Genomic DNA, 21,685 nt, shown 5'->3' on the forward strand with positions numbered 1-21,685 from the left:
TGATAGGTTGAGAAGAAGGTGTTTTAGAATGAAATCTCATTTTATGTCACCTTCTTCTCTTTTTTCTGAAAATAGGATCAGCTTATGTAGCGCGTATATTTTTTCATGAATGTTTGGAATGCCGGAATCTTCATTAATCCTTTTTCGAAAAGGAAGATACCTAAGAGGGCACAAAGAATTCCCAATATAACATCAATCAGGTAATGGTGTCCGGAATATACGGCTGTAAACCAAATTCCTGCCATAATGATTGCAAAAGCGATGCGGAGCCAAGTGGCGCATCGTGCTTTCATGGCATAAAATAAAGTGACCACCATATAAGCGGAATGCAAAGACGGTACTGCTGCAAATACATTGGCATTTCGTCCATAAAGTCCATGAAAAATGGTTAAACCTGTCATTTCATCAAAGCGTCCTAGTCCGGCAACATCGCCTGGAGTATTAAGAATAGGCTCAAATCCGTAATTCATGACGTACCAAGGCGGGGCTGCTGGATGAATGTAATACCCGATGAATCCCAAGATGTTGACAAATAAGAAGACTAAAGCAAAATGCAGATATACTTTCCGTTGGCGAGTGAAATACAGTCCTAATCCGAATAGGATAGGAACGGGAACCCAACACAGATAAAAGATTCCTGCCATAAAATCCATAAAAGCACAATAATGGATGTGGAAAAATTCATTCGGGGTTAGAGTCCCTTCTGCGGTAAGAATGCCAAACCAGTCTTTTTCTGTTTCGTATAACCCTTTTATGTCTATGGGATTGACTTCATAATTCGGAACAATACGCATCCAGTCATAAGAAATAGCAAAAACGACGAAAGGCAATAAGGCTATTGCCAATTTGCGTGTAGAAGGCGTAATGAAAAAAAGAAAAGCCAATAAAGCCCCCATGAGCCAATGCTCAGGGCGTATGCCAATAAATAGGGCTGTTACAATCATCCATGCCGCTAAGGCAATGAGGAAAGTCAGGCTTTCTTTGGTTGACGGTAAATTCATACTCCTTATTTATATATAGTAGATAAATTAGTTTCTCATTTTATTTTTCATTAATTGCCGGCGGCTGTATTCGATTCGGGCAAAAGCTGTGACATTCGCAAAGATAGCGATAAAGCCCATAGGTACAATCAGAATCAGCATGGCATCGAATTGTAGGTTTGTTGCACACGTAGCAGTGACGCCACAGATTAATAGCCCTAAACTTGTCAAAACCACGCGCTCTGGGCGTTGCATAAAACCGATTTTGCATTCCAATCCCAATCCTTCGGCACGTGCACGTACATAACTTACCATTAATGAGCCGATAAGTGCTGCAAAAGTAATGACTGCACCGATTAGATACCCATGTCCGATCAGACAAAAACAGATGCCTCCCAATGTGACCAATTCGCTATAACGGTCAAGTACAGAGTCGTACATGGCACCGAACGTAGAAGTCATATTTCCGAGACGTGCTACTTGCCCGTCCATCATGTCGAACAATGAGGAAATAAAAATAATTCCTCCAGCCCATCCGATTAATTTATAAGGGTCTGTGTCTGCATGGATACCTGCATAAACGAGCACACATGCTCCTGCCACATTCCCCAAAAAGCCGATAGTCGTTACCATATTGGGCGTTATTCCTATTTTTATCATACAATGAATAAGCGGGTTGATGATTTTATAGACGAACTGCTGTAGTGCATCCCGCATTTTTTTAGCTTGTTTTTTTACTTCCATGTTGATGTCTGATTTGTTTTATTTTACTTTTTATTTTGTCATTGATTTGAGCATCTTTAAAAACGAATACCCGGTGCAAATTATAATTCCAACATACGGCAACGGTTACCGAAGTTATGATTTTTGAAAGGATAAATGCAGTCGATTCCGAAATGGAAAAACGGTTATGCTGCGCTGTTAAAAATTCAGTCAACAAATACGTGCCCCACAAATTAAGTCCGATACTTCCTATCCACACCAATACATATTTAAATAAGACAAACATCGGGCTGCAGTCTTCGGTATGGAAAGTCCATTTATAATTGATGGCACAATTGACTAATCCTCCCATTATGGAACCGGTCAGTGTAGCATACACATAGTAAATGCCCATTCCTTGGTTTAGCATGATGCTGACCAAGAAATCGGCTATTGTTGCCAATTGGGCAGAAAGTTGTGCACGAATAAACATGAACAACCCTTTGCCTTGGGAGAATATTTGAATCCAATTTTTCACGTAAATGCCAGTCTATAAAGGTAAATAACTATATATCCATAAATGCCGGATAAAATATCGTCTGCCATAATGCCATATCCTTTGGGCAGTTTTTCCATTTTCCGTATGCCTAAGGGTTTCCAAATGTCGAATAGACGGAAAAGCAGGAAAGCAGCCAACATATACCCCCAATGTCCGTTTTCGGGAACAGCAAGTAAGGCTATCCAAGTTCCTACCATTTCGTCGATTACGACTCGGGAAGGGTCTTCCCCCCAATATTTCTCGGATACGCTTGCCGACCAAATTCCTAAGACGGTAAAAAGGATGACCAATATTGCCGTTATCCATTGGATAGTGGCATAATCGGTAAAAGCAGCATATCCCCACCAAATGAGCATAGCCAATAAGGCTCCTGCAGTTCCAGGAGCTATCGGACTATATCCGCTTCCGAATCCGGTAGCTATTAGTTGGTGGAAAAAAGGTATCTTTTTCATATATACATTATAAAAGAGCCTACAAAAGTACGGTTTTTCTTTGAAATGCCTTTTCTAAAAATCTAAATTAATAATGGTTAATACTACATAAAAGTCGGTTTATTTGTCAGTTTTCAGTGGTTTTGATTTGTTAGTAACAAGAAAGTGGTGTAATTTCGCTTCCGTTTTCGAGTTTAAAGTAACGCGTATTGAGATTTTATATGGTGAAACGATTGCTCCTTATAATAGTGATAGGGTGGGTCTGTATCGTAGAAATGGCGGCTCAAATCCATGGAGTCGTTGTGGATGCAACTACAGGTGAGCCTATACCTTATTTAAATGTTTATTATGATGGAAAAGGAGTGGGGACTATTACAGATATGGATGGGAAATATTCGATATCTTACCATCCGGGCTGGACGAAACTTACTTTTTCAATGGTAGGATATGAAACGCAAGAAATTATCGTATCTGCAAAAACGGGTGAACTGAATGTCAGCATGAGCGGGATGGACCAAGTATTAGACGAAGTGATTATACGTCCTAAAAAAGAAAAATATTCCCGCAAGAACAATCCGGCTGTAGAATTGATACGAAAGGTGATTGCATCGAAAAAAAGGACGGATTTGGCTCAAAAAGACTTCTATCGGTATAATAAGTATCAGAAAATAACTTTTGCAAAAAATAATATTACAGCCGATACGTTACGCGAATCGTGGCTGTTTAAGAAATATCCGTTTTTCCGTGACCAGGTAGAGGAATGTGATGTGACGGGGAAAAATATTCTTCCGCTTTCGGTAGATGAGACTGTATCTGAGATTGTTTACCGGAAAAAGCCTCATTCGGAGAAAACGTATATTCGTGGAATTAATTCATCGGGCGTGAACGAATTGTTCAGCACGGGTGAAATGTTGACTACGGTATTGAAAGATGTTTTCCAAGATATAGATATTTATGAAGACCGTTTCCGGTTTTTACAGTATCCTTTCGATAGCCCTATTTCCGAAGCAGGTATCCGTTTTTATAAATTCTATATTATGGATACCATTTATGTAGAGCGCGACCGGTGTTTCCGTTTGTCGTTTGTGCCTAACAATTCGCAAGATTTCGGATTTACAGGAAGTCTTTATGTCTTGGCTGATTCTACTTATCGGGTGAAGCAATGTCAATTGAATCTTCCGAAGAAAACGGATATTAATTTCATAGACAACATGATTATCGAACAGAAATTCGGTGAATTGCCTACGGGTGAATGGACTTTGCTGGAAGATGATATGTTGTGTGAAATGTCATATCTGGAGAAATTGTTAGGCTCATTTCTCGTAAGGCGTACTACGCGCTATTTTGATTTCGATTTTGAACCGTTGCCCGATGATTTGTTCAAGGTGAAAGGCAGAGAGATAAAGGATGTCAATGCGATGATGCGTGATAAGGAATTTTGGGGCAAATACCGACAGGAGGACTTAACGCAATCAGAAAAACGCATGGGAAGTTTTGTGGATGATTTGACCAAAATCAAAGGATTCAAATACATCATGTTTGTCTTAAGGGCTTTCATTGAGAACTTTGTAGAAACCAGTACGCCAGACAGCAAAGTCGATATTGGTCCGATTAATACCATGATTACGACGAATTATATCGATGGATTGCGTTTGCGTGCTTCGGCACAGACCACAGCCAATTTGCATCCGAATTTGTTTTTGAAAGGGTATTATGCATACGGATTCAAAGACCATAAGTCGAAATACATGGGTGAAGTGGAATATTCCTTCGACAAGAAAGAGTATCTTCCCCGTGAATTTCCGAAACATTCGTTGACCTTTACTTATCAGTATGACAATATGTTGCCTTCAGACAAGTTTATCAATACGGATAAGGATAATGTATTTACTTCATTGAAAGTTTGTACGGTAGACCAATACAACTATGAACGTAAGGCGACTATCAAGTATGAACGCGAACGGGAATTCGGGTTCAAGACTACAGCCATTTTGCGTTATGCCAATTATGAGCCTTGCGGGAAATTGTTCTATCGGACTATGGCAGGAGAATCGCAGTTGCAGTCGGCTATTGCTAATGGTTCGATGTCGGGTACAGAATGGATACGCACCCCGTTTAATACACACGACATTACTGTGGCTGAGGCTTCTTTGGCTTTCCGGTATGCGCCGGGCGAGACTTTTGTCAATACCAAGCAACGCCGTTTGCCGGTCAATTTGGATGCTCCGGTCTTTACTCTTCAGCACACGATTGCATTGAAAGGGGTATTAGGGGGAGACTATACATACAATGTGACGGAAGCCAGTGCCTATAAACGCTTCTGGTTGAGTTCTTGGGGGAATATAGATGCCCGTTTAAAGGCGGGCATCCAGTGGAATAAAGTTCCGTTCCCGTTGTTGATTATGCCTGCGGCGAATTTGTCGTATATCATTGAGGATGAGACTTTCAATTTGATTAATAACATGGAGTTTCTGAATGACCGCTATGCTTCCCTTGACGTGTCATGGAATATGCAAGGCAAGTTGTTCAACCGTATTCCGTTGCTGAAGAAATTGAAATGGCGTGAGTTTATCGGAGTGAAATGTCTGTGGGGCAAGTTGAGTGACAAGAATAATCCTTTCTTGGAACAAAACCGGAATGATGATGTATTGATGATGTTCCCCGGACATTATGACGAAACTGGCCGTTATAATTATTCCAGTTATGTGATGGACCCGCATAAGCCGTATGTGGAAATCACGGCAGGTATTCATAACATATTTAAGTTGTTGCATGTAGAATATGTGCGCCGGTTGAATTATAACAATTTGCCTACATCCAATAAGTGGGGTATCCGCTTTATGATACGGACGGTATTCTAAAATAAAATCTGATAAAATTGTTATTGGGAAACAAACTTTTTGTACTTTTGTCCTAGTAGAATATTACAGATATGAATAAGACAGAGATTCAGAGCGTGAAGTTAAGATTTGGCATTATCGGCAATACCGAAGGGTTGAATCGCGCGATAGATATAGCCATGCAAGTGGCGCCGACAGATTTGTCGGTGCTGGTGACTGGCGAAAGCGGTGTAGGTAAGGAAAGTTTTCCTCAGATTATTCATCAGTTCAGCCGTCGCAAACATGGTCCGTACATAGCTGTGAACTGTGGTGCCATACCGGAGGGAACGATTGATTCCGAACTGTTCGGACATGAAAAAGGAGCTTTTACCGGAGCTATCAGTGACCGGAACGGTTATTTTGCCGAAGCGAATGGCGGTACTATTTTCTTGGACGAAGTGGGCGAGCTGCCTTTATCCACCCAAGCACGTTTGTTGCGTGTGCTGGAATCGGGAGAATATATCAAGGTGGGTTCTTCGAAAGTACAGAAGACCGATGTCCGTATTGTAGCGGCTACGAATATAGATTTTGCCGAAGCAATCGCGTCCGGACGGTTCCGTGAAGATTTATATTACCGCTTGAATACAGTGCCCATTAAAGTATTGCCTTTGCGCGAACGACCGGATGATATTGTGTTGTTGTTCCGTAAGTTTGCTGCGGATTTTGGAGAGAAATACCACATGCCTGCCATTCAGCTTACCGAAGAAGCCAAGCGGATGCTGGTGCATTATCCGTGGCCGGGCAATATCCGTCAGCTGAAGAATATTACGGAGCAGATTTCCATTTTGGAAACCAATCGGGATATAACCCCAGATATCTTGCAAAATTATCTTCCTCCTCAGCCTGTTTCCCGTCTGCCGGCTTTGTTTGGTGTGCGTTCTTCGGCTGATAAAAAAGGGTTTGAGAGCGAAAGAGAAATTTTGTATCAGGTCTTGTTCGATATGCGGCGGGATGTGACTGAGTTGAAGAAGTTGGTTCACGATATTATGGCAGAACGTTCAGGAAATCCGGTAAGCCAGCCTTCGAATGAAGCTGTTCATTATCTTCAGAATACAGTCAGTGTAATTCCTGATTCTCAGGTTGTGGTTAATCCTGTTTCTGCAGTAGCTGCGCCTCCTGTGCATGTCACTCCGGTTGAGGAACCAGAAGTACAGGATACGGAAGAGTATGTGGAAGAAAATTTGTCATTGAACGAGGTAGAGAAAGAGATGATACGCAAGGCGTTGGAACGTCATCATGGAAGACGGAAAAATGCGGCTAGTGATTTGAAAATATCAGAACGTACACTTTACCGGAAAATAAAAGAATATGGGCTTGAATAAAAAGAAGTATAGATTCATCAGTATGTGTGTTGGTTTTGCCTGTCTGTTGGCAGCGTGTTCCGTTTCATATAAGTTTAATGGCGCGTCTATCAATTATGATAAGGTGAAGACCATTTCATTCGAAAACTTTCCGAACCGTTCGGCTGCTTTTGTTTGGGGTCCGATGGAATCAATGTTCAATACGGAATTGCAGGATATTTACATGCAACAGACCCGTTTGAAGCAGACCCGGCAGGGCGGCGATTTGGAATTGTCGGGCGAGATTACCAATTACGATGCATATAATAAAGGTGTAGGTGCCGATGGTTATTCGACTATGGCAGAGTTGCGTATGACGGTAAATGTACGTTTTGTAAACAATACCAATCATGCCGAAGACTTTGAACAGCAGTTCTCTGCAAGCCGTGAATATGATGCCAGCCAGCAGCTTTCTTCTGTACAGGAAGGGCTGGTGACTGAAATGATTGAGGAAATTGTTGACCAGATTTTCAATGCTACTGTAGCTAATTGGTAATTCTTGGGGAAAGAGATGATACAACAACGTTTACAACAATGGATTCAGCATCCTGAATTGTTATCAGAGGATAGTTTGCGCGAATTGCGTGAGATGTTGGTGCATTATCCTTATTTTCAGACAATACGTTTGCTTTATTTAAAAAACCTCTTCATTTTAGGCGATAAGGATTTTAAGTCTGAATTGCAAAAAAGTGCTTTATATATAGCCGATTTAAGCGTGCTTTTCTATTTTATAGAAGGGAACCGTTTGGCTATTACCGGTGATGCTGCACATCAAAATCCTGTAGAAAAAGAAAACGGGACAGACCGGACTTTGGATTTGATAGACCGTTTCTTGTCTGATTTGCCGGAACCGTTAGGCAATGATTTGCCGCTTCCGGCTGAGGCGAATGTCGATTATATTTCTGTCTTGATGCAGGAAAAAGAGGCACAAGAAGAAAAGCATCCGTTGAAAGGGCAGGAACTGATAGACCGGTTTATCGAACATTCGGAAAGCGAGAAACATTTGCCGTTGGCGCAAAATGAAAAAAAAGAGGAAGCGCCAAAGGCGGAGGAGGATATGCCAGACGAGTCTTCGGAGGAAGCGGAAAGGGAAGAAACGGAGGCAGACGAGCAATATTTTACTGAAACTTTGGCGAAAATCTACGTCAAGCAGCACCGTTATGAGAAGGCTCTTGAAATTATTAAAAAATTAAATTTGCAATATCCCAAAAAAAATGCTTACTTTGCAGACCAAATTAGATTTTTGGAGAAATTGATTATTAACGCTAAATCAAAATAAGGAAAATGTTTTACTATTTATTAGTTGGATTAATTGTATTGGCTTCTGTATTGATGTGTTTTGTGGTAATGATACAGAACTCTAAAGGTGGGGGGCTTGCTTCTAGCTTTGCTGCTTCAAATCAGATTATGGGTGTACGTAAGACTACTGATTTTATAGAAAAACTGACATGGGGATTGGCTATTTTTATGGTGGTAGTCAGCGTCTTTGCAGCCTATGCACTTCCGGGTGTAAGCGAAGGTTCGTCAGTGATTATGAATCAGGCTGTAGAAGAACAAAAAACGAATCCGTTGAATGCGCCGGAAGGTTTTGCTGCTCCTCAACCAAGTGCGGCAGACCAGGAAGCAGCTCCTGCTGCAAACGACTCGGCAGCTCAATGATTTGATTTCATAATAGTTGTAGGGAAAGGAGGGTATATCTCGGAAAAGAGGTATATTCTCCTTTAATTTTTATTAATGCGTGCAGTATTTGGGCTTTTCTTTTCTTTATTAATTGAAATGATAAAAAACGAAAGGCTTATGAAAAGAAAAATGAAATACGGATTATGGATTTGTGCTTTGGTAGTTGGCTTGTTTCAGGCTTCGTGTGACGACGGTGAGGGATATTCTATCGGCGATATTGCCTACGATTGGGTGACGGTGCATGTACAGAGTGACGGAGTTTATACATTTACAGGCGACACGTGGGGAACGATGTTTCCGGCAGCGCCTACCGTATGGGGCTACCGTTTGGCAGAAGGTACCCGCGGCTTGCTGGTCTTCAATCCGTTGTATGATGATTATTATGGTTATGATGTAGGTATCAAGCCCCAACAGTTGCGCCCTTTCCTGACTAAGACAGTGGAAGACTTGACCGATGCCAATGAAGCGGAATATGCCAATCATCCGGCATACGTATTGGACGCATGGGTGGCAGGAGGGTATATGAATATGCTTTTCAATATGAAGATGCCCATGGAGAAGAAACACCGTGTCAGCTTGGTAAAGCGTGCGGACGAACCGGTGATAGGAGAGGATGGGTATATTCATCTGGAATACCGGTATAATACGTATGGCGACACGACTGACGTGTTTAATCCGTATGAGGAAGTGGTTTGCTATAATCTGAATACATTGCCCTTGGATGAAGCTGAAGGGATTAAGATGAAAGTCAATTCGGCTGTTTATGGAGAACAGACGTGGGTTTTCGAGAATATGAATCAGCCGGTTCCCGATGAGGCGAAAAATGTGAATGTGTCCATAGAAGAAAGCGATATCGAATAAGGGTGATAATTTGTTGTTTGTTTGCGCAGATGAATGTGTTTTGCACATTTGTCTGCGTTTTTGTTTGTCTTTTTCTGTAGAAAGTCTATTTTTGTAAAAAAGAAGGTTGCTTATGAAAATACTGATTGTAGAAGATGACCAAGATTTGCGGGAGATAACGGTCCGTTCGTTGGAGAAAGAGCGTTATGTGGTTTCGCAGGCTCCTGATTTTCGCACCGCTTTGCTGAAAATAGAGGATTATGACTATGATTGCATTTTGTTGGACATTATGCTTCCAGACGGGAATGGGCTGGACTTGTTGAAAGAGCTTCAGGCATTGGGAAAGCGTACCAATGTAATTATCCTCTCTGCAAAAGATTCTATCGAAGACAAGGTTGCCGGATTGGATTTGGGCGCGGATGATTATTTGCCGAAGCCGTTCCATTTGGCAGAACTGCATGCGCGTTTGAAAAGCCTTTTCCGGCGCAGCCAGCGGGAGGGCGAACATAAAATACAGGTGGGCAATATCGAAGTCTATCCCGACCAGTTCCGCGTAGTGATAGGCGGGAAGCAAGTGGATTTGAACCGGAAAGAATACGATATTCTGTATTATTTCATGTCGCGTCCGGGCAGGCTGGTCAATAAGAATACCCTTGCCGAATCGGTTTGGGGAGACCATATCGACCAGGTGGATAATTTTGATTTCATTTATGCGCAAATCAAGAATCTAAGGAAACGGCTGAAAGATGCCGGGGCTACCCCGGAATTGAAGTCGGTATATGGGTTCGGATATAAATTTGTAGTCGAATGAAACTGTTCCATTTGGTTTTATGGCGTTTGTCGTTGGCTTTGGTCGTGGTGTTCACTGTGTGGGCGTGGCTTTTCTATTTGGCTATCATCGAAGAGGTGAACGATGAAGTTGATGATTCGCTCGAAGATTACTCCGAGCAACTCATTGTGCGTGCTTTGTTGGGGGAAGAAATGCCCGATACGAGCAATGGCTCGAACAATCAATATTACTTGTATGAAGTGAGCAAAGAATATGCGGTGGCATATCCTCAAATTACCTACCGGGATGAAATGGTGTATATTACCGAGAAAAGAGAGGAAGAGCCTGCACGGGTGCTGATTACCATCTTTCAGGCACCCAACGACCGTTATATGGAACTGGTGGTTTATACCCCGACGATAGAGAAAATGGACTTGCAACGTGCCATTTTGGGCTGGATTGTATTTCTGTATGTCATGCTCTTGCTGGTCATTCTGTTGATTACGGCATGGGTATACCGGCGCAACATGAAGCCTTTATACCATTTGTTGGGGTGGCTGGATCGTTATCAGTTGGGGCATCCGAACGAGCCGTTGGATAACAAGACAACGATTACGGAATTTCATCATCTGAATGAGACAGTTACCGAATTTGCCGGGCGCAATGAAAAATTGTTCGAGCAGCAGAAGCAGTTCATCGGGAATGCGTCTCACGAAATGCAGACCCCGTTGGCAATCTGCCGAAACCGGTTGGAGATGCTAATGGAAGACGAAAGCTTGTCCGAAAGGCAGTTGGAAGAATTGATGAAAACCCACCGCACGCTTGAGAACCTGACACGCATGAACCGTTCGTTGTTGCTTTTATGTAAAATCGAGAACAGGCAATACATGGATAAGCATCCGGTTTGTCTGAATGAATTGCTGAAACATTATATCGACGATTACCAAGAGGTGTATGCCTACCGGAAGATTCGGGTGGAAATGCGGTTGGAGAAATCGTTTTGTGTAGAAATGAATGATTCGTTGGCTACGGTTTTGGTCACGAATTTGTTGAAGAATGCATTTGTGCATAACGTAGAAGAAGGCCTTATCCGTGTGGAAACAGACAAACAGGCTTTTGTGATTCGGAACACAGGAGGAGAGGCATTAGACGGGAAACGTATTTTTGAACGTTTTTATCAAGGGAAGAAAAAAGAAGGTTCTACAGGCTTGGGACTAGCTTTGGTGGATACCATTTGTAAGATGAACCAACTGCATATCCGTTATTTTTATGAAAACGGCTTGCATTGTTTCGAGATTTCAAAATCTTTTCAGAATCCCTCCGCATCTTTGTGATAGAAACCAGAGAAAACAATATTAACGTGTAAAAAAGAATGTGTATGAGAAAGTGGATTTTGATGTTGATGTGTGTGTTAGGGGTACAGACCATGGCGTTGGCTGATAATGACAAACCGATTCAAATCGGACAGTTGCCTACGAAAGCCCAGACTTTGATTACAACGTATTTCAAGCATCATAAGGTGGCATTGGCGAAAATGGAGTCGGGATTGTTTTACAAGTCGTATGATGTGATTTTTACCACAGGCGAGAAACTGGAGTTCGATAAGTCGGGCGACTGGACAGAAATCCAATGCAAGGCGTCCGAAGTGCCTGTACAAGTCTTGCCAGCCGAGATTCGTTCGTATGTGTCTTCTACCTATCCGGGTGCCAAGGTGTTGGAAATTGAGCGGGACGGAAAGGAATATGAAGTAAAACTTTCCAATGGTTGGGAAATAACGTTCGACAATCAGTTCCGGGTGATTGATATAGATGATTAATGTATGTTTTTAAACGAAGCAGGCTTCATCGGCTGATGAAGCCTGCTTCGTTGCTTGATGAACCCAAGTGTGTTTGCCGATGAAGCCGTATGCATTTTTGTCAGTTGATGACTGGCATATTGACAGAAGGCAACAAGATGCGTTTGCCGAATACGGGCTTTTGCGGAACGTCTATGTGCTGGAAGGCAGGAGACATGCTGCGGCTTCTTGCGTTGGGTCTGTCATATTGCTTTCCGGCTTGCGTAAGGGCTGCACGGAGCAGAGGCTCGTTTACGTCGCCCAATTGGTATAAAGGAATCTGGTCATCCTGTACGGGAGTATCGGGTTGCAAGCCGTCGGGCATACAGGGCGTTTCTCCGGCTGCGTTCTGATAGATGCTGACCATTACATATACGCCCCAGTTCTTGATTTCTTTCGGGCAATTTTCGTAAGCGTCTTCTCCGCTCATCATCAGTCCTGTGCAATATTTTCCATGCGAGGTTTCTCCAATCAGGCGGACGTCCATGTAAGGCATCAGTCCGCTCAGCAGGGCTTCGGAGGCGGATGCCGTATTGGGAGAGATGAGTCCGTATATCCGTTCCAGTCCGATATTGGCGTCTTTCGTACTTACGTGCAAACTGATTTTATCGTTCTCGTAATCGTATTTGGTCATGAAAGGGGTTTCCGTACTGATGCCTTGTAAGCGGTAAGCTTCTGTCAGATAGGCGTTATATTTTTCTTTTTCGAATATATCCTTTGCGTCAACATTCGCTTTGGGGGCAAACATAGATGCCAAAACGTTTTCGGTTATCACATAACCGCCTCCATTGTAGCGCAAGTCAAGCACCAGTTCCTTGATGCCTTCGCTTTTGAATTTTTTCCCGACTTCAATCAGTTCCGGAATCGAAATCAGGTCAAAGCTGGTGTAGGCAAGGTAGCCTACTTTTTTGCCGTTGAATTCATAGACTGTGTCGCATAATATAGGGTTTTCATACATCGTGACGGCGGTCAGTTCCACTTCTTTCCCCGAATCGCCGATTGAGCCGTTTTCCCAGTCTATATAAGCCAGTGAAGCGGTCAGTGAGGAAGCATAATACAGGTCTAAGTAATTGTCGGTTGTGATGCTTTTGCCGTTTATGCTCCAAAGGACATCGCCCCGCTTTAGCCCGGCTTTTTCTGCGGGGCTTCCTGCCGACACGTAGTTGACCACTCCGATGCATTCGATGCTGTTTGGTGAAAGCAGGTAAGGCGTCAGGTTCCAGCCGAAAGTGGTCGATACTCCGCCCACGCTGCTGGTGAAAGAATCCATGTCGTTGGTCATCATGGTCCATTTATCAATGTATTTATCGCCTTCGTGATACCGGATGCGGTCTACAGTCCCGATAGGATCTCCGTTGGTTGTGATGTTCCATTGCATGAGGTCGCCTGCTATTTCTTCATTCCAATAATACAATTCACTCATGATGTCTTTGCCCAACATATTGGCGTAATAGATTTCATTGCTGATAGTTTCTTGCGGGTTGTCATTGCTTTGTTCTTCGTCTGTACAGCTCACCCATAAACAGCTTCCTATAAAGAGAAGCAGCGTTTTTAGAAATTTTGTGTCCATGTGCTTTTTCTTTAGATATTAACTTGTTTTAAATACGTGGGCTCAAAGATAACAAAAAATGTGAAGAAACAGCGCAGAAGTTCGGAAAAAGAAAAATAGAAAAAATGAGGGTGTACCGAAATGAAAATCGTTTTCATCCGGTACACCCTCATTGGGTGTCTTTGGTTTATGACGGCTTATGAGTTCATGCTCATCAGGAATTCGTCATTGTCTTTTGTCTTTTCCAAATGCTCTTTTACCGAGTTCATCGCTTCTATCGGATTCATGTCTGCCAGGAATTTGCGCAAAATCCACATGCGGTCGAGCGTAGTCTTGTCAAGCAGCAGGTCGTCGCGGCGTGTGCTCGATGCGGTGAGGTTTACTGCCGGGAAGATGCGCTTGTTGCTCAAGTTGCGGTCAAGTTGCAATTCCATGTTTCCGGTTCCCTTGAATTCTTCGAAGATAACTTCATCCATTTTCGAACCGGTATCAATCAATGCCGTGGCGATAATCGTTAATGAACCGCCTCCTTCGATGTTACGTGCGGCACCGAAGAAACGCTTGGGCTTGTGCAACGCATTGGCGTCTACACCTCCCGACAATACCTTGCCCGATGCGGGCGAAACGGTGTTGTACGCACGTGCCAGACGGGTGATAGAGTCGAGGAAGATAACTACATCGTGTCCGCATTCTACCATGCGTTTGGCTTTTTCCAAAACGATACCTGCGATTTTTACGTGGCGTTCTGCCGGTTCGTCGAAAGTAGAAGCAATGACTTCTGCATTGACGCTGCGCGACATATCGGTCACTTCTTCCGGACGTTCGTCGATGAGCAGCATAATCATGTACACTTCCGGGTGGTTGGCAGCTATGGCATTGGCAATGTCCTTCATCAAAATCGTTTTACCGGTTTTGGGTTGTGCTACAATCAGAGCACGCTGTCCCTTGCCTATAGGAGCGAACAAATCCACGATGCGGACCGAGAGATTGTCGTCATATCCTTTGCAGAGTTTGAACTTTTCATCAGGGAAAAGCGGTGTCAGGTGGTCGAACGGAACACGGTCGCGCACAACTTCGGGCGGGAGTCCGTTTATTTTCGACACTTTTACCAACGGGAAATATTTTTCGCCTTCTTTAGGCGGACGGATAGTGCCGTCTACTACATCTCCGGTCTTTAGTCCGAAAAGCTTGATTTGAGATTGGGATACATAAATATCATCGGGTGACGAAAGATAATTATAGTCTGAAGAGCGGAGGAATCCGTATCCGTCCGGCATGATTTCCAATACGCCTGTACCTTTCAGGATATCGTCAAATTCGTAAGGTTTTTCTGCGGGTTTAGCCGGTGCAGCTTCTGGAGCAGGCAATGCTGCCGATTGGTTTTCTGCCGATGTTTGTGCTGCTTGGTTTTGTTGGCGTCCGTTTGCCTGACGGTTGTTGTGACGTTGTTGGCGTGGTTGGTAACGGTTGTTATTGGGTTTGTTTTCTTTATCTGGAGCGGCAGGTTGTTCCATTTTTGTCGCTTCAAATTTGCCTAATAACTCAGTCGGCAATTCTATATTGTCTGAAGGAAGGTCTTCGATAGCGATAAAGTCATCTCCTCCTGTCATGTCCAGTTCGGGTAGGTCCATATTGTCTGCGATAGAGGTTTCCTCCGGTTGTTCCGATACTGCATTTTCCTTATCGTCCAGCGTTTGTTGTTCCTTTTCCTGGGTAGTTCTGTTCTTGCTTCCCGGTTTTCTTCCGCGCTTCGCTTTAGGCTTTTCGTCGTCTGTAGGAATCGATACCGCTTCTGTTTGTGCAGAAGTTTCGGTTGGTTCTGCCTGAATTTCCGTCTTGAATAAGGGAGCTGGTGCCGGCAACGGCGGTGTGTTGGCTTCTAGTTTTTGTGCTTTGTCTTTGGTAGCAGTATAAACTTTGTCACCTTCTTTTTTTACACTGATGCGTGAACGCTTGCGGGGTTGTCCGTCTTTACGTTCATCATTTGTTTTTGTGCCGGCAGCTTTTTGTGTAGCTCCTACAATAGCCTGTTCGTCTAAAATGCGGTATACCAGTTCTTCTTTTCGTAGTGCACTGGTTTTTTTCAGACCCAACTCTTTGGCAATCTGTTGCAATTCAGACAAATCTTTGTCGTTCAATTGAATAATGTTATACATAAGTATAGGTTGTAATGAATTGTGTAATATTTGTAAGTGTAAGGCTTTACTCATTTATGCGCATAAGCATATATGTATGCGCATTACACTTGTCAATAATTACGGATTTAAAGATTATTGTTGATTAGTTTGAAGTGAGGTTTCCAAAATTATTTTTGGTCATTCTCACATATTGACACGACAAAAGTACGTATTTTTTTTAATATCCTCTAAGAATCCCGTTAATTTTTTTTCAAAAAGTCCTGTTGATTGCAGGAAAAGTGCTAATTTAGCGGTGGATTTTAGATTTTGATTAACTAATTAAATATGTTGAAACAATGAAGAAAGTGATTTTTACAGAGAAGGCTCCTGCTGCTATCGGTCCGTATAGCCAGGCTATTGAAGCAAATGGAATGGTTTTTGTTTCAGGTCAGTTGCCTGTTGACCCGGCTACGGGCGAGTTTGCTCCAGGCGGTGTAGCCGAGCAGACAACACAATCGTTCGAAAATATCAAGCATATTCTGGCAGAAGCCGGGCTGACCACTGCTAATATCGTAAAGACAACCGTATTTTTGGCTGATATGGCTTTGTTTGCTGATATGAATGCGGTATACGCCAAATATTTCGAAGGGGATTTTCCTGCCCGTTCGGCTGTAGCGGTGAAGGCTTTGCCTAAAGGTGCGTTGGTAGAAGTAGAGTGTATTGCTGTTCGTTGAGCGGAAAATGGAAGAAAAGGACAGGACTTATATTTCACCGGGAGCGTGGTTTGCATTGACATATCCGTTGGGGTGGTGCGAGTCGGAAGATACAGAAGACAGTTTCTTGTTTTACAATCCGGACCGTTGGACTGGCAATTTCCGTATTTCCGCTTATCAAGGGAAAAGCCGTACCTATGCAAAGGAATGCATGGAAGACGAACTGGCGCATACCCGAGGAGCGAAACTTGTGCAGGTAGGGAATTGGAAGTGTGTGTATGGGGCAGATAGTTTTCAAGAAAACGGAAGCTGGTACACCACCCATTTCTGGATTACAGGACAAGATGATATCTCTGTGGAATGTTCGTTTACGGTGATAAAAGGAGAGAGTGCCAAAGTGGCGGAAGAGATTATCGCTTCTCTCCGTGTGCGGAAGGCAGATGAAAAGCCTTGGAAAGCAGTTATACCGGTGCGGGTGCTCGAAATCAATATTATCAATGAGGCATACGATTGGGCTGTGTCGACCATTAAAAAGCAGTTGACCAAGGATTTTACGGGAAGCGAAGCCGATATAGACCGCATCCAGCAGGTGATGGACAGCGGACGTTTTAAATCTGAACAGCGTCAGGTGTGGGAAAGTTTCGGCATTGCGTTCGGTACGATATTGGTCAACGAAATGGACGGAATGGACTGGGTAACGGTCATCGACGGGAAACAGGAATATCCCGCCTTGCGTTTTGCTGACACCGGAGTGATGGTCTATCCTACGAAATTAATATGGGAGGCAGTACGGAACGGAAAGCCTTGCAAACTGAAAGATGAATATCTGCGCATCCGTACAGAAGTGGAGAAAGCTCTTTAAAGTGAAGAATGAATATCTGCGGATATTCATTCTTTTAATTCTTAATTAACTAATTATGGTTTCTTATTTGCAAGTAGAGAACTTAACGAAATCATTTGGCGACTTGCTTTTGTTTCAAGACATCTCGTTCGGTATTGCTCAAGGGCAGCGTATCGGACTGATAGCGAAGAACGGAAGCGGGAAGACTACCTTATTGAATATATTGGCAGGTAAAGAAGGATACGATGAAGGGCAAATCACGTACCGGCGTGATTTGCGGGTAGGTTATTTGGAGCAAAGTCCCGTCTATCCTGAAGAGTTGACCGTATTGGAAGCCTGCTTTTCGCATGGCAATGCTGTGGCGGAATTGATTAAGGAATATGAGCGGTGTATGGCTACGCCGGATAATCCGGGGCTGGATGTTTTGTTGGAGCGGATGGAGCATGAAAAGGCTTGGGATTACGAACGTCAGGTGAAACAAATCCTTTCGCAACTGAAAATCCGTGATTTCAACCAGCAGGTCAAGCATCTTTCCGGTGGGCAATTGAAACGGGTTGCTTTGGCTAATGTATTAATTACCGAGCCGGATTTGCTTATCTTGGACGAGCCGACCAACCATTTGGACTTAGATATGACTGAATGGCTGGAAGGGTATCTGAGCCGTTCCAAGCTTAGTTTGCTTATGGTAACGCACGACCGTTATTTTCTGGACCGTGTATGTTCTGAAATCATGGAAATAGATAACCGCCAACTCTATTCGTATAAAGGCAACTATAGTTATTACTTGGAAAAACGGCAAGAGCGCATCGATGCTGCTAATGCCGAAATAGCCCGTGCCAATAATCTGTATCGAACTGAATTGGAATGGATGCGCCGGATGCCTCAGGCACGAGGACATAAGGCGCGTTATCGGGAAGAAGCTTTCTATGAGTTGGAAAAGGTTGCTAAACGGCATACGCATGAGGCTGATGTGAAACTGGATGTAAAGGCGTCTTATATTGGTTCAAAGATTTTTGAAGCGGAACATTTGTGTAAGCGGTTCGGCGATATTACAATTTTGGATGACTTTTCCTACATTTTTGCCCGGTATGAGAAAATGGGCATTATCGGCAATAACGGTACAGGCAAGTCTACCTTTATTAAGATTCTGATGGGGCTGGAGAAACCCGATAGTGGCATACTGGATATTGGCGAGACCGTGCGCTTTGGCTATTATTCGCAAGAAGGGTTGAAGTTCGATGAACAGATGAAAGTGATTGATGTCATTACATCGGTAGCAGAAGTTATCGAACTGGGGAATGGCAAGCGGCTTACGGCATCCCAGTTTTTGCAACATTTCCTGTTCTCGCCCGAAAAGCAGCATAACTATGTATATAAGCTGAGTGGAGGAGAACGCCGAAGGTTGTATTTGTGTACAGTCTTGATGAAGAATCCCAACTTTTTGGTTTTAGACGAGCCGACCAATGACCTTGATATCGTTACATTGCAAGTGCTGGAAGAATATCTGCAAAACTTTAAGGGATGCGTGATTGTTGTGAGCCACGACCGGTATTTTATGGATAAAGTGGTTGACCATTTGTTGGTTTTCAACGGACAAGGCGATATTCGTGATTTTCCTGGAAACTATACTGATTATCGTGAATGGAAAGTAGCCAAGGCTGCTTTCGAGAAAGAAAATGTTCCTCAGCCTCAAAAAGAAAAGAAGCCTCAGCGTGAACGTCCTGCAGGAAAACGTCGGATGTCGTTCAAAGAACGCAAGGAATTCGAACAATTGGAACAAGAGATTGCAGCACTTGAAGAAGAAAAGAAAGCTATAGAAACCGCTCTCTGTAGCGGTACATTAGGAGTAGAGGAATTGACCGAAAAATCGAAACGTCTTCCCGTGCTCAACGAAGAACTTGATGAAAAAAGTATGCGTTGGTTAGAGTTGAGCGAAATGGGTTGATAGTTAATAATTAATAGTTAATAATTAATAGTTAATAATTAATAGTTAATAATTAAAATGAATGTCCGCGGATCGCCAATGTAGGGGCGTATTGCATACGCCTGGAATACACCAACTTATCCACGTGGATGTTTTCGGGCGTATGCGATACGCCCCTACAGTTAATTGGGTAAAATGGGAATATTCATTATTAACTGTTAATTATTAACTATTAATTATCAACTATTATAGCGTGCGGTTGATAGAATCAATGTAATCCAGCACTTCCTCTCTTCCCGTCTTTTTCTCGGCGGAAGTGATGAAATAGGGCGGAAGTTCTTCCCATTGTTCTTTTAGCGTATCGAGGAAACGCTCAACGTTTTGTTTGGTCTTTCCGGCACTTTGCTTGTCGGATTTGGTGAATACAAGTGCAAAAGGAATGCCGTTTTCTCCTAGCCATTCGATGAACTCCAAGTCTATCTTTTGAGGTTCCAATCTGCTGTCTATCAACACGAAAAGGCAAGTCATTTGCACGCGCTCCAATACATAATGCTGGATGAGGTTTTTGATTTGCTCCATCACTTTCTTTCCGCGTTGAGCATAGCCATAGCCTGGAAGGTCGACCAGATACCATGCGTTATTGATTAAGAAATGGTTAATGAGCAAGGTCTTTCCGGGCGTAGACGAGGTCATAGCCAGCTTCGAATGATTGGTCAGCATATTGATGAGGCTGGATTTTCCTACATTCGAGCGTCCGATAAACGCATATTCGGGCAGATTTCCTTCGGGACACTTGTCTGCCCGTGAGTTGCTTATGACAAATTTGGCGCTTGTTATTTCCATGTTGTTTTATTCATTTACGATTTATCAATATGAATTCGCATTCCACCTAATTAGTTGTAGGGGCGTATCGCATACGCCCGAATGCACATACTTATCCACGTGGATGTTTTCAGGGCGTATGCAATACGCCCCTACGTTGGCATTTTGCGGAGATTCATATTTATTAATTTACAATTTATCTTATGGTTATTAGGGGACGGATTGTTCCAAACATTCATCCAAATCGTGCGTGATTTGTTCTTTATCTAAGTGTTGTCCGATAAAGACCAGTTTTATCATGCGGTCACCGTATTTCTCGTCCCAGTCACGCATCAGTCCGGGCTCTTGCGTCATCAGCTTCACGAGGTCTTCTTCGGGAGCGGTGGCATACCATAGTCCGGCTTCTTTCAAAAGCTTTTGGCGTCCGGCTTGTTCGAAGAGGTAAGACATGTCGTGATTATGGCTGAAGTAGCATACGCCTTTAGTGCGGATAATGTTCCGGGGCCATTTTGTAGCGATGTAATGGTCTAATTTGTGTATGTCGAATGCCGGACGGCGATAATAGACAAAGGTGCTGATGCCGTATTCTTCCGCTTCGCCTTCATCATGGTGGTGATGATGGTGGTGTCCGTGTTCATCTTCATGTTCGTGGTGATGCCCGTGGGCTTCGTGTTCCTCTTCTTCGGTCATGGCACGTTCGATGCCTCGAATCCACCCGGCAGAAGTGGCTACACGCTCAAAGTCGAATTGTTGGGTATTGAGCAGCTTGTCGAGGTCAACATTTCCGTAATCGCATTCGATAATCTCGGCAGAGGGCTGGATAGTACGGATGATTTGCTTGATGCGGCTCAGCTCTTCGGGTTTCACTTCGGATGCCTTGTTCAGCAAGACGATGTTGCAGAACTCGATTTGCTGGATAATGAGGTTTTCAATATCTTCTTCATCGATGTGTTTGTGGGTAAGGTTGTCTCCGCATGCAAATTCGTCTTGCATACGCAGGGCATCTACTACGGTCACGATGCAATCCAACCGGCATACGCCGTATTTGGTATAAGCACCTCCCAACGAGGGAATGGAGCAGATGGTCTGTGCAATGGGTTCCGGTTCGCAAATACCGCTGGCTTCGATGACGATATAGTCGAAGCGTTGGCTTTTCACCAGTTCGAACAATTGTTCTATCAAGTCGGTCTTCAGGGTGCAGCAGATGCATCCGTTCTGGAGCGATACTAGACTGTCGTCTTTTTTGTTTACGATGCCTCCTTTTTGTATCAGGTCAGCATCGATGTTTACTTCGCCTAAGTCGTTCACGATAACGGCAAACTTGATGCCTCGTTTATTGGAAAGGATACGGTTTACCAATGTGGTTTTCCCGCTGCCCAGATAACCGGTCAGGAGCAGCACCGGGATTTCTTTTGCATTCATGTTGATTAGCGATTAAAAAAACAATGCAAAAGTACGGTTTTATTATGAGATTTACAATTTATGATTTATGATTTGGACACTGCTTTGGATTTATCGTGGGATAATTGGGGATGATTTTCTGTAGAAATTCAAAATGACAGATTCTTGCCTGATAGAGTCGTATAAGGCTTTGCATATCAATTATGGGCTGGCTGTAGAAAGGAGAGCTTACTACTAAAATTTTGATTGTCTCTTACTATGAGATGATACATATCTCTTACTATGAGACGATATTTTAATGCAA

General features: G+C 43.3%; 20 protein-coding genes. 12 read left to right on the plus strand and 8 right to left on the minus strand.

Features of this window, described 5'->3' with window-relative positions:
* Positions 1-77: 77 nt before the first annotated feature.
* The 4 genes from B5F91_RS08980 to B5F91_RS08995 are packed head-to-tail and all read right to left on the minus strand — an operon-like array spanning position 78 to position 2,693.
* Entirely contained in the window at positions 78-1,010 is a 933-nt protein-coding gene (locus B5F91_RS08980) for a phosphatase PAP2 family protein (RefSeq protein WP_087428753.1), read from the minus strand.
* 18 nt (positions 1,011-1,028) lie between these two features.
* Entirely contained in the window at positions 1,029-1,724 is a 696-nt protein-coding gene (locus B5F91_RS08985; RefSeq protein WP_087428754.1) for a CDP-alcohol phosphatidyltransferase family protein, read from the minus strand.
* Positions 1,702-2,202, minus strand: coding sequence for a GtrA family protein (locus tag B5F91_RS08990; protein ID WP_204244675.1), 501 nt, complete (start codon positions 2,200-2,202; stop codon positions 1,702-1,704). The genes B5F91_RS08985 and B5F91_RS08990 overlap by 23 nt, the downstream gene beginning before the upstream one ends.
* 14 nt (positions 2,203-2,216) lie before the next feature.
* Positions 2,217-2,693 carry a phosphatidylglycerophosphatase A gene (locus B5F91_RS08995; protein WP_087428755.1) on the minus strand — a complete coding sequence of 159 codons (477 nt, stop codon included), beginning with the start codon at positions 2,691-2,693 and terminating at the stop codon, positions 2,217-2,219.
* A 200-nt stretch (positions 2,694-2,893) separates the two neighbouring features.
* Between B5F91_RS08995 and B5F91_RS09000 the strand changes: the two genes are divergently transcribed.
* From B5F91_RS09000 to B5F91_RS09040, 9 genes are all read left to right on the plus strand, one after another.
* Positions 2,894-5,533 (plus strand): DUF5686 and carboxypeptidase-like regulatory domain-containing protein, encoded by a 2,640-nt coding sequence (locus tag B5F91_RS09000; protein ID WP_239416388.1) that lies wholly within the window; start codon positions 2,894-2,896, stop codon positions 5,531-5,533.
* Positions 5,534-5,604: 71 nt separating this feature from the next.
* Positions 5,605-6,873 (plus strand): sigma-54 dependent transcriptional regulator, encoded by a 1,269-nt coding sequence (locus tag B5F91_RS09005; protein ID WP_087428757.1) that lies wholly within the window; start codon positions 5,605-5,607, stop codon positions 6,871-6,873.
* Positions 6,860-7,387: an LptE family protein gene (locus B5F91_RS09010; RefSeq protein ID WP_087428758.1), complete on the plus strand. Its 528-nt coding sequence runs from the start codon at positions 6,860-6,862 to the stop codon at positions 7,385-7,387. The genes B5F91_RS09005 and B5F91_RS09010 overlap by 14 nt, the downstream gene beginning before the upstream one ends.
* 15 nt (positions 7,388-7,402) lie before the next feature.
* Complete coding sequence (locus tag B5F91_RS09015; RefSeq protein ID WP_087428776.1) at positions 7,403-8,170, plus strand: hypothetical protein; 768 nt, start codon at positions 7,403-7,405, stop codon at positions 8,168-8,170.
* Positions 8,171-8,175: 5 nt separating this feature from the next.
* A complete protein-coding gene (gene secG, locus B5F91_RS09020) occupies positions 8,176-8,550 on the plus strand; it encodes a preprotein translocase subunit SecG (RefSeq protein ID WP_087428759.1) in 375 nt (124 codons plus the stop codon).
* Positions 8,551-8,688: 138 nt separating this feature from the next.
* A complete protein-coding gene (locus B5F91_RS09025; protein WP_087428777.1) occupies positions 8,689-9,432 on the plus strand; it encodes a NigD-like protein in 744 nt (247 codons plus the stop codon).
* Between the two features lie 112 nt (positions 9,433-9,544).
* On the plus strand, positions 9,545-10,222 hold the full coding sequence (locus B5F91_RS09030; protein WP_087428760.1) for a response regulator transcription factor: 678 nt from the start codon (positions 9,545-9,547) through the stop codon (positions 10,220-10,222).
* A complete protein-coding gene (locus B5F91_RS09035) occupies positions 10,219-11,514 on the plus strand; it encodes a HAMP domain-containing sensor histidine kinase (RefSeq protein WP_087428761.1) in 1,296 nt (431 codons plus the stop codon). Before B5F91_RS09030 ends, B5F91_RS09035 begins: the two co-directional genes overlap by 4 nt.
* A gap of 44 nt (positions 11,515-11,558) precedes the next feature.
* Positions 11,559-11,996 carry a PepSY-like domain-containing protein gene (locus B5F91_RS09040; protein ID WP_087428762.1) on the plus strand — a complete coding sequence of 146 codons (438 nt, stop codon included), beginning with the start codon at positions 11,559-11,561 and terminating at the stop codon, positions 11,994-11,996.
* A gap of 100 nt (positions 11,997-12,096) precedes the next feature.
* On the opposite strand, the gene B5F91_RS09045 is transcribed toward B5F91_RS09040, so the two are convergent.
* Both B5F91_RS09045 and rho read right to left on the minus strand, forming a co-directional pair.
* Positions 12,097-13,584: a S41 family peptidase gene (locus B5F91_RS09045; protein WP_087428763.1), complete on the minus strand. Its 1,488-nt coding sequence runs from the start codon at positions 13,582-13,584 to the stop codon at positions 12,097-12,099.
* Between the two features lie 176 nt (positions 13,585-13,760).
* Positions 13,761-15,719 carry a transcription termination factor Rho gene (gene rho / locus B5F91_RS09050; protein WP_087428764.1) on the minus strand — a complete coding sequence of 653 codons (1,959 nt, stop codon included), beginning with the start codon at positions 15,717-15,719 and terminating at the stop codon, positions 13,761-13,763.
* Positions 15,720-16,036: 317 nt separating this feature from the next.
* Here rho and B5F91_RS09055 point away from each other — a divergent pair, with 317 nt between their 5' ends.
* From B5F91_RS09055 to abc-f, 3 genes are read left to right on the plus strand one after another with little or no spacing between them, the layout of a single operon-like run.
* Positions 16,037-16,414, plus strand: a complete 378-nt coding sequence (locus tag B5F91_RS09055) for a RidA family protein (protein ID WP_087428765.1) — start codon at positions 16,037-16,039, stop codon at positions 16,412-16,414.
* Positions 16,415-16,421: 7 nt separating this feature from the next.
* Entirely contained in the window at positions 16,422-17,255 is an 834-nt protein-coding gene (locus B5F91_RS09060) for a DUF3805 domain-containing protein (RefSeq protein ID WP_087428778.1), read from the plus strand.
* Between the two features lie 55 nt (positions 17,256-17,310).
* Positions 17,311-19,179 (plus strand): ribosomal protection-like ABC-F family protein, encoded by a 1,869-nt coding sequence (gene abc-f, locus B5F91_RS09065; protein WP_087428766.1) that lies wholly within the window; start codon positions 17,311-17,313, stop codon positions 19,177-19,179.
* A 225-nt stretch (positions 19,180-19,404) separates the two neighbouring features.
* Here the strand turns inward: abc-f and yihA are convergent, their stop codons facing one another.
* Together yihA and B5F91_RS09075 are read right to left on the minus strand one after the other, a co-directional pair.
* On the minus strand, positions 19,405-20,001 hold the full coding sequence (gene yihA, locus B5F91_RS09070; RefSeq protein ID WP_087428767.1) for a ribosome biogenesis GTP-binding protein YihA/YsxC: 597 nt from the start codon (positions 19,999-20,001) through the stop codon (positions 19,405-19,407).
* A 189-nt stretch (positions 20,002-20,190) separates the two neighbouring features.
* A complete protein-coding gene (locus tag B5F91_RS09075) occupies positions 20,191-21,402 on the minus strand; it encodes a GTP-binding protein (RefSeq protein WP_087428768.1) in 1,212 nt (403 codons plus the stop codon).
* Between the last annotated feature and the right edge of the window lie 283 nt (positions 21,403-21,685).

The sequence above is a fragment of the Bacteroides sp. An322 genome, from assembly GCF_002161765.1.
Taxonomy (GTDB): domain Bacteria; phylum Bacteroidota; class Bacteroidia; order Bacteroidales; family Bacteroidaceae; genus Phocaeicola; species Phocaeicola merdavium.

What these genes read in the sequence shown, in the direction of transcription:
- abc-f (WP_087428766.1), top strand. Translation starts at nt 17,311, where the DNA reads ATGGTTTCTTATTTGCAAGTAGAGAACTTAACGAAATCATTTGGCGAC.
- B5F91_RS09025 (WP_087428777.1), top strand. Translation starts at nt 8,689, where the DNA reads ATGAAAAGAAAAATGAAATACGGATTATGGATTTGTGCTTTGGTAGTT.
- B5F91_RS09060 (WP_087428778.1), top strand. Translation starts at nt 16,422, where the DNA reads ATGGAAGAAAAGGACAGGACTTATATTTCACCGGGAGCGTGGTTTGCA.
- B5F91_RS09010 (WP_087428758.1), top strand. Translation starts at nt 6,860, where the DNA reads ATGGGCTTGAATAAAAAGAAGTATAGATTCATCAGTATGTGTGTTGGT.
- yihA (WP_087428767.1), bottom strand. Translation starts at nt 20,001, where the DNA reads ATGGAAATAACAAGCGCCAAATTTGTCATAAGCAACTCACGGGCAGAC.
- B5F91_RS09075 (WP_087428768.1), bottom strand. Translation starts at nt 21,402, where the DNA reads ATGAATGCAAAAGAAATCCCGGTGCTGCTCCTGACCGGTTATCTGGGC.
- B5F91_RS09055 (WP_087428765.1), top strand. Translation starts at nt 16,037, where the DNA reads ATGAAGAAAGTGATTTTTACAGAGAAGGCTCCTGCTGCTATCGGTCCG.
- rho (WP_087428764.1), bottom strand. Translation starts at nt 15,719, where the DNA reads ATGTATAACATTATTCAATTGAACGACAAAGATTTGTCTGAATTGCAA.
- secG (WP_087428759.1), top strand. Translation starts at nt 8,176, where the DNA reads ATGTTTTACTATTTATTAGTTGGATTAATTGTATTGGCTTCTGTATTG.
- B5F91_RS09000 (WP_239416388.1), top strand. Translation starts at nt 2,894, where the DNA reads ATGGTGAAACGATTGCTCCTTATAATAGTGATAGGGTGGGTCTGTATC.
- B5F91_RS09030 (WP_087428760.1), top strand. Translation starts at nt 9,545, where the DNA reads ATGAAAATACTGATTGTAGAAGATGACCAAGATTTGCGGGAGATAACG.
- B5F91_RS09035 (WP_087428761.1), top strand. Translation starts at nt 10,219, where the DNA reads ATGAAACTGTTCCATTTGGTTTTATGGCGTTTGTCGTTGGCTTTGGTC.
- B5F91_RS09045 (WP_087428763.1), bottom strand. Translation starts at nt 13,584, where the DNA reads ATGGACACAAAATTTCTAAAAACGCTGCTTCTCTTTATAGGAAGCTGT.
- B5F91_RS08985 (WP_087428754.1), bottom strand. Translation starts at nt 1,724, where the DNA reads ATGGAAGTAAAAAAACAAGCTAAAAAAATGCGGGATGCACTACAGCAG.
- B5F91_RS09005 (WP_087428757.1), top strand. Translation starts at nt 5,605, where the DNA reads ATGAATAAGACAGAGATTCAGAGCGTGAAGTTAAGATTTGGCATTATC.
- B5F91_RS09015 (WP_087428776.1), top strand. Translation starts at nt 7,403, where the DNA reads ATGATACAACAACGTTTACAACAATGGATTCAGCATCCTGAATTGTTA.
- B5F91_RS09040 (WP_087428762.1), top strand. Translation starts at nt 11,559, where the DNA reads ATGAGAAAGTGGATTTTGATGTTGATGTGTGTGTTAGGGGTACAGACC.
- B5F91_RS08995 (WP_087428755.1), bottom strand. Translation starts at nt 2,693, where the DNA reads ATGAAAAAGATACCTTTTTTCCACCAACTAATAGCTACCGGATTCGGA.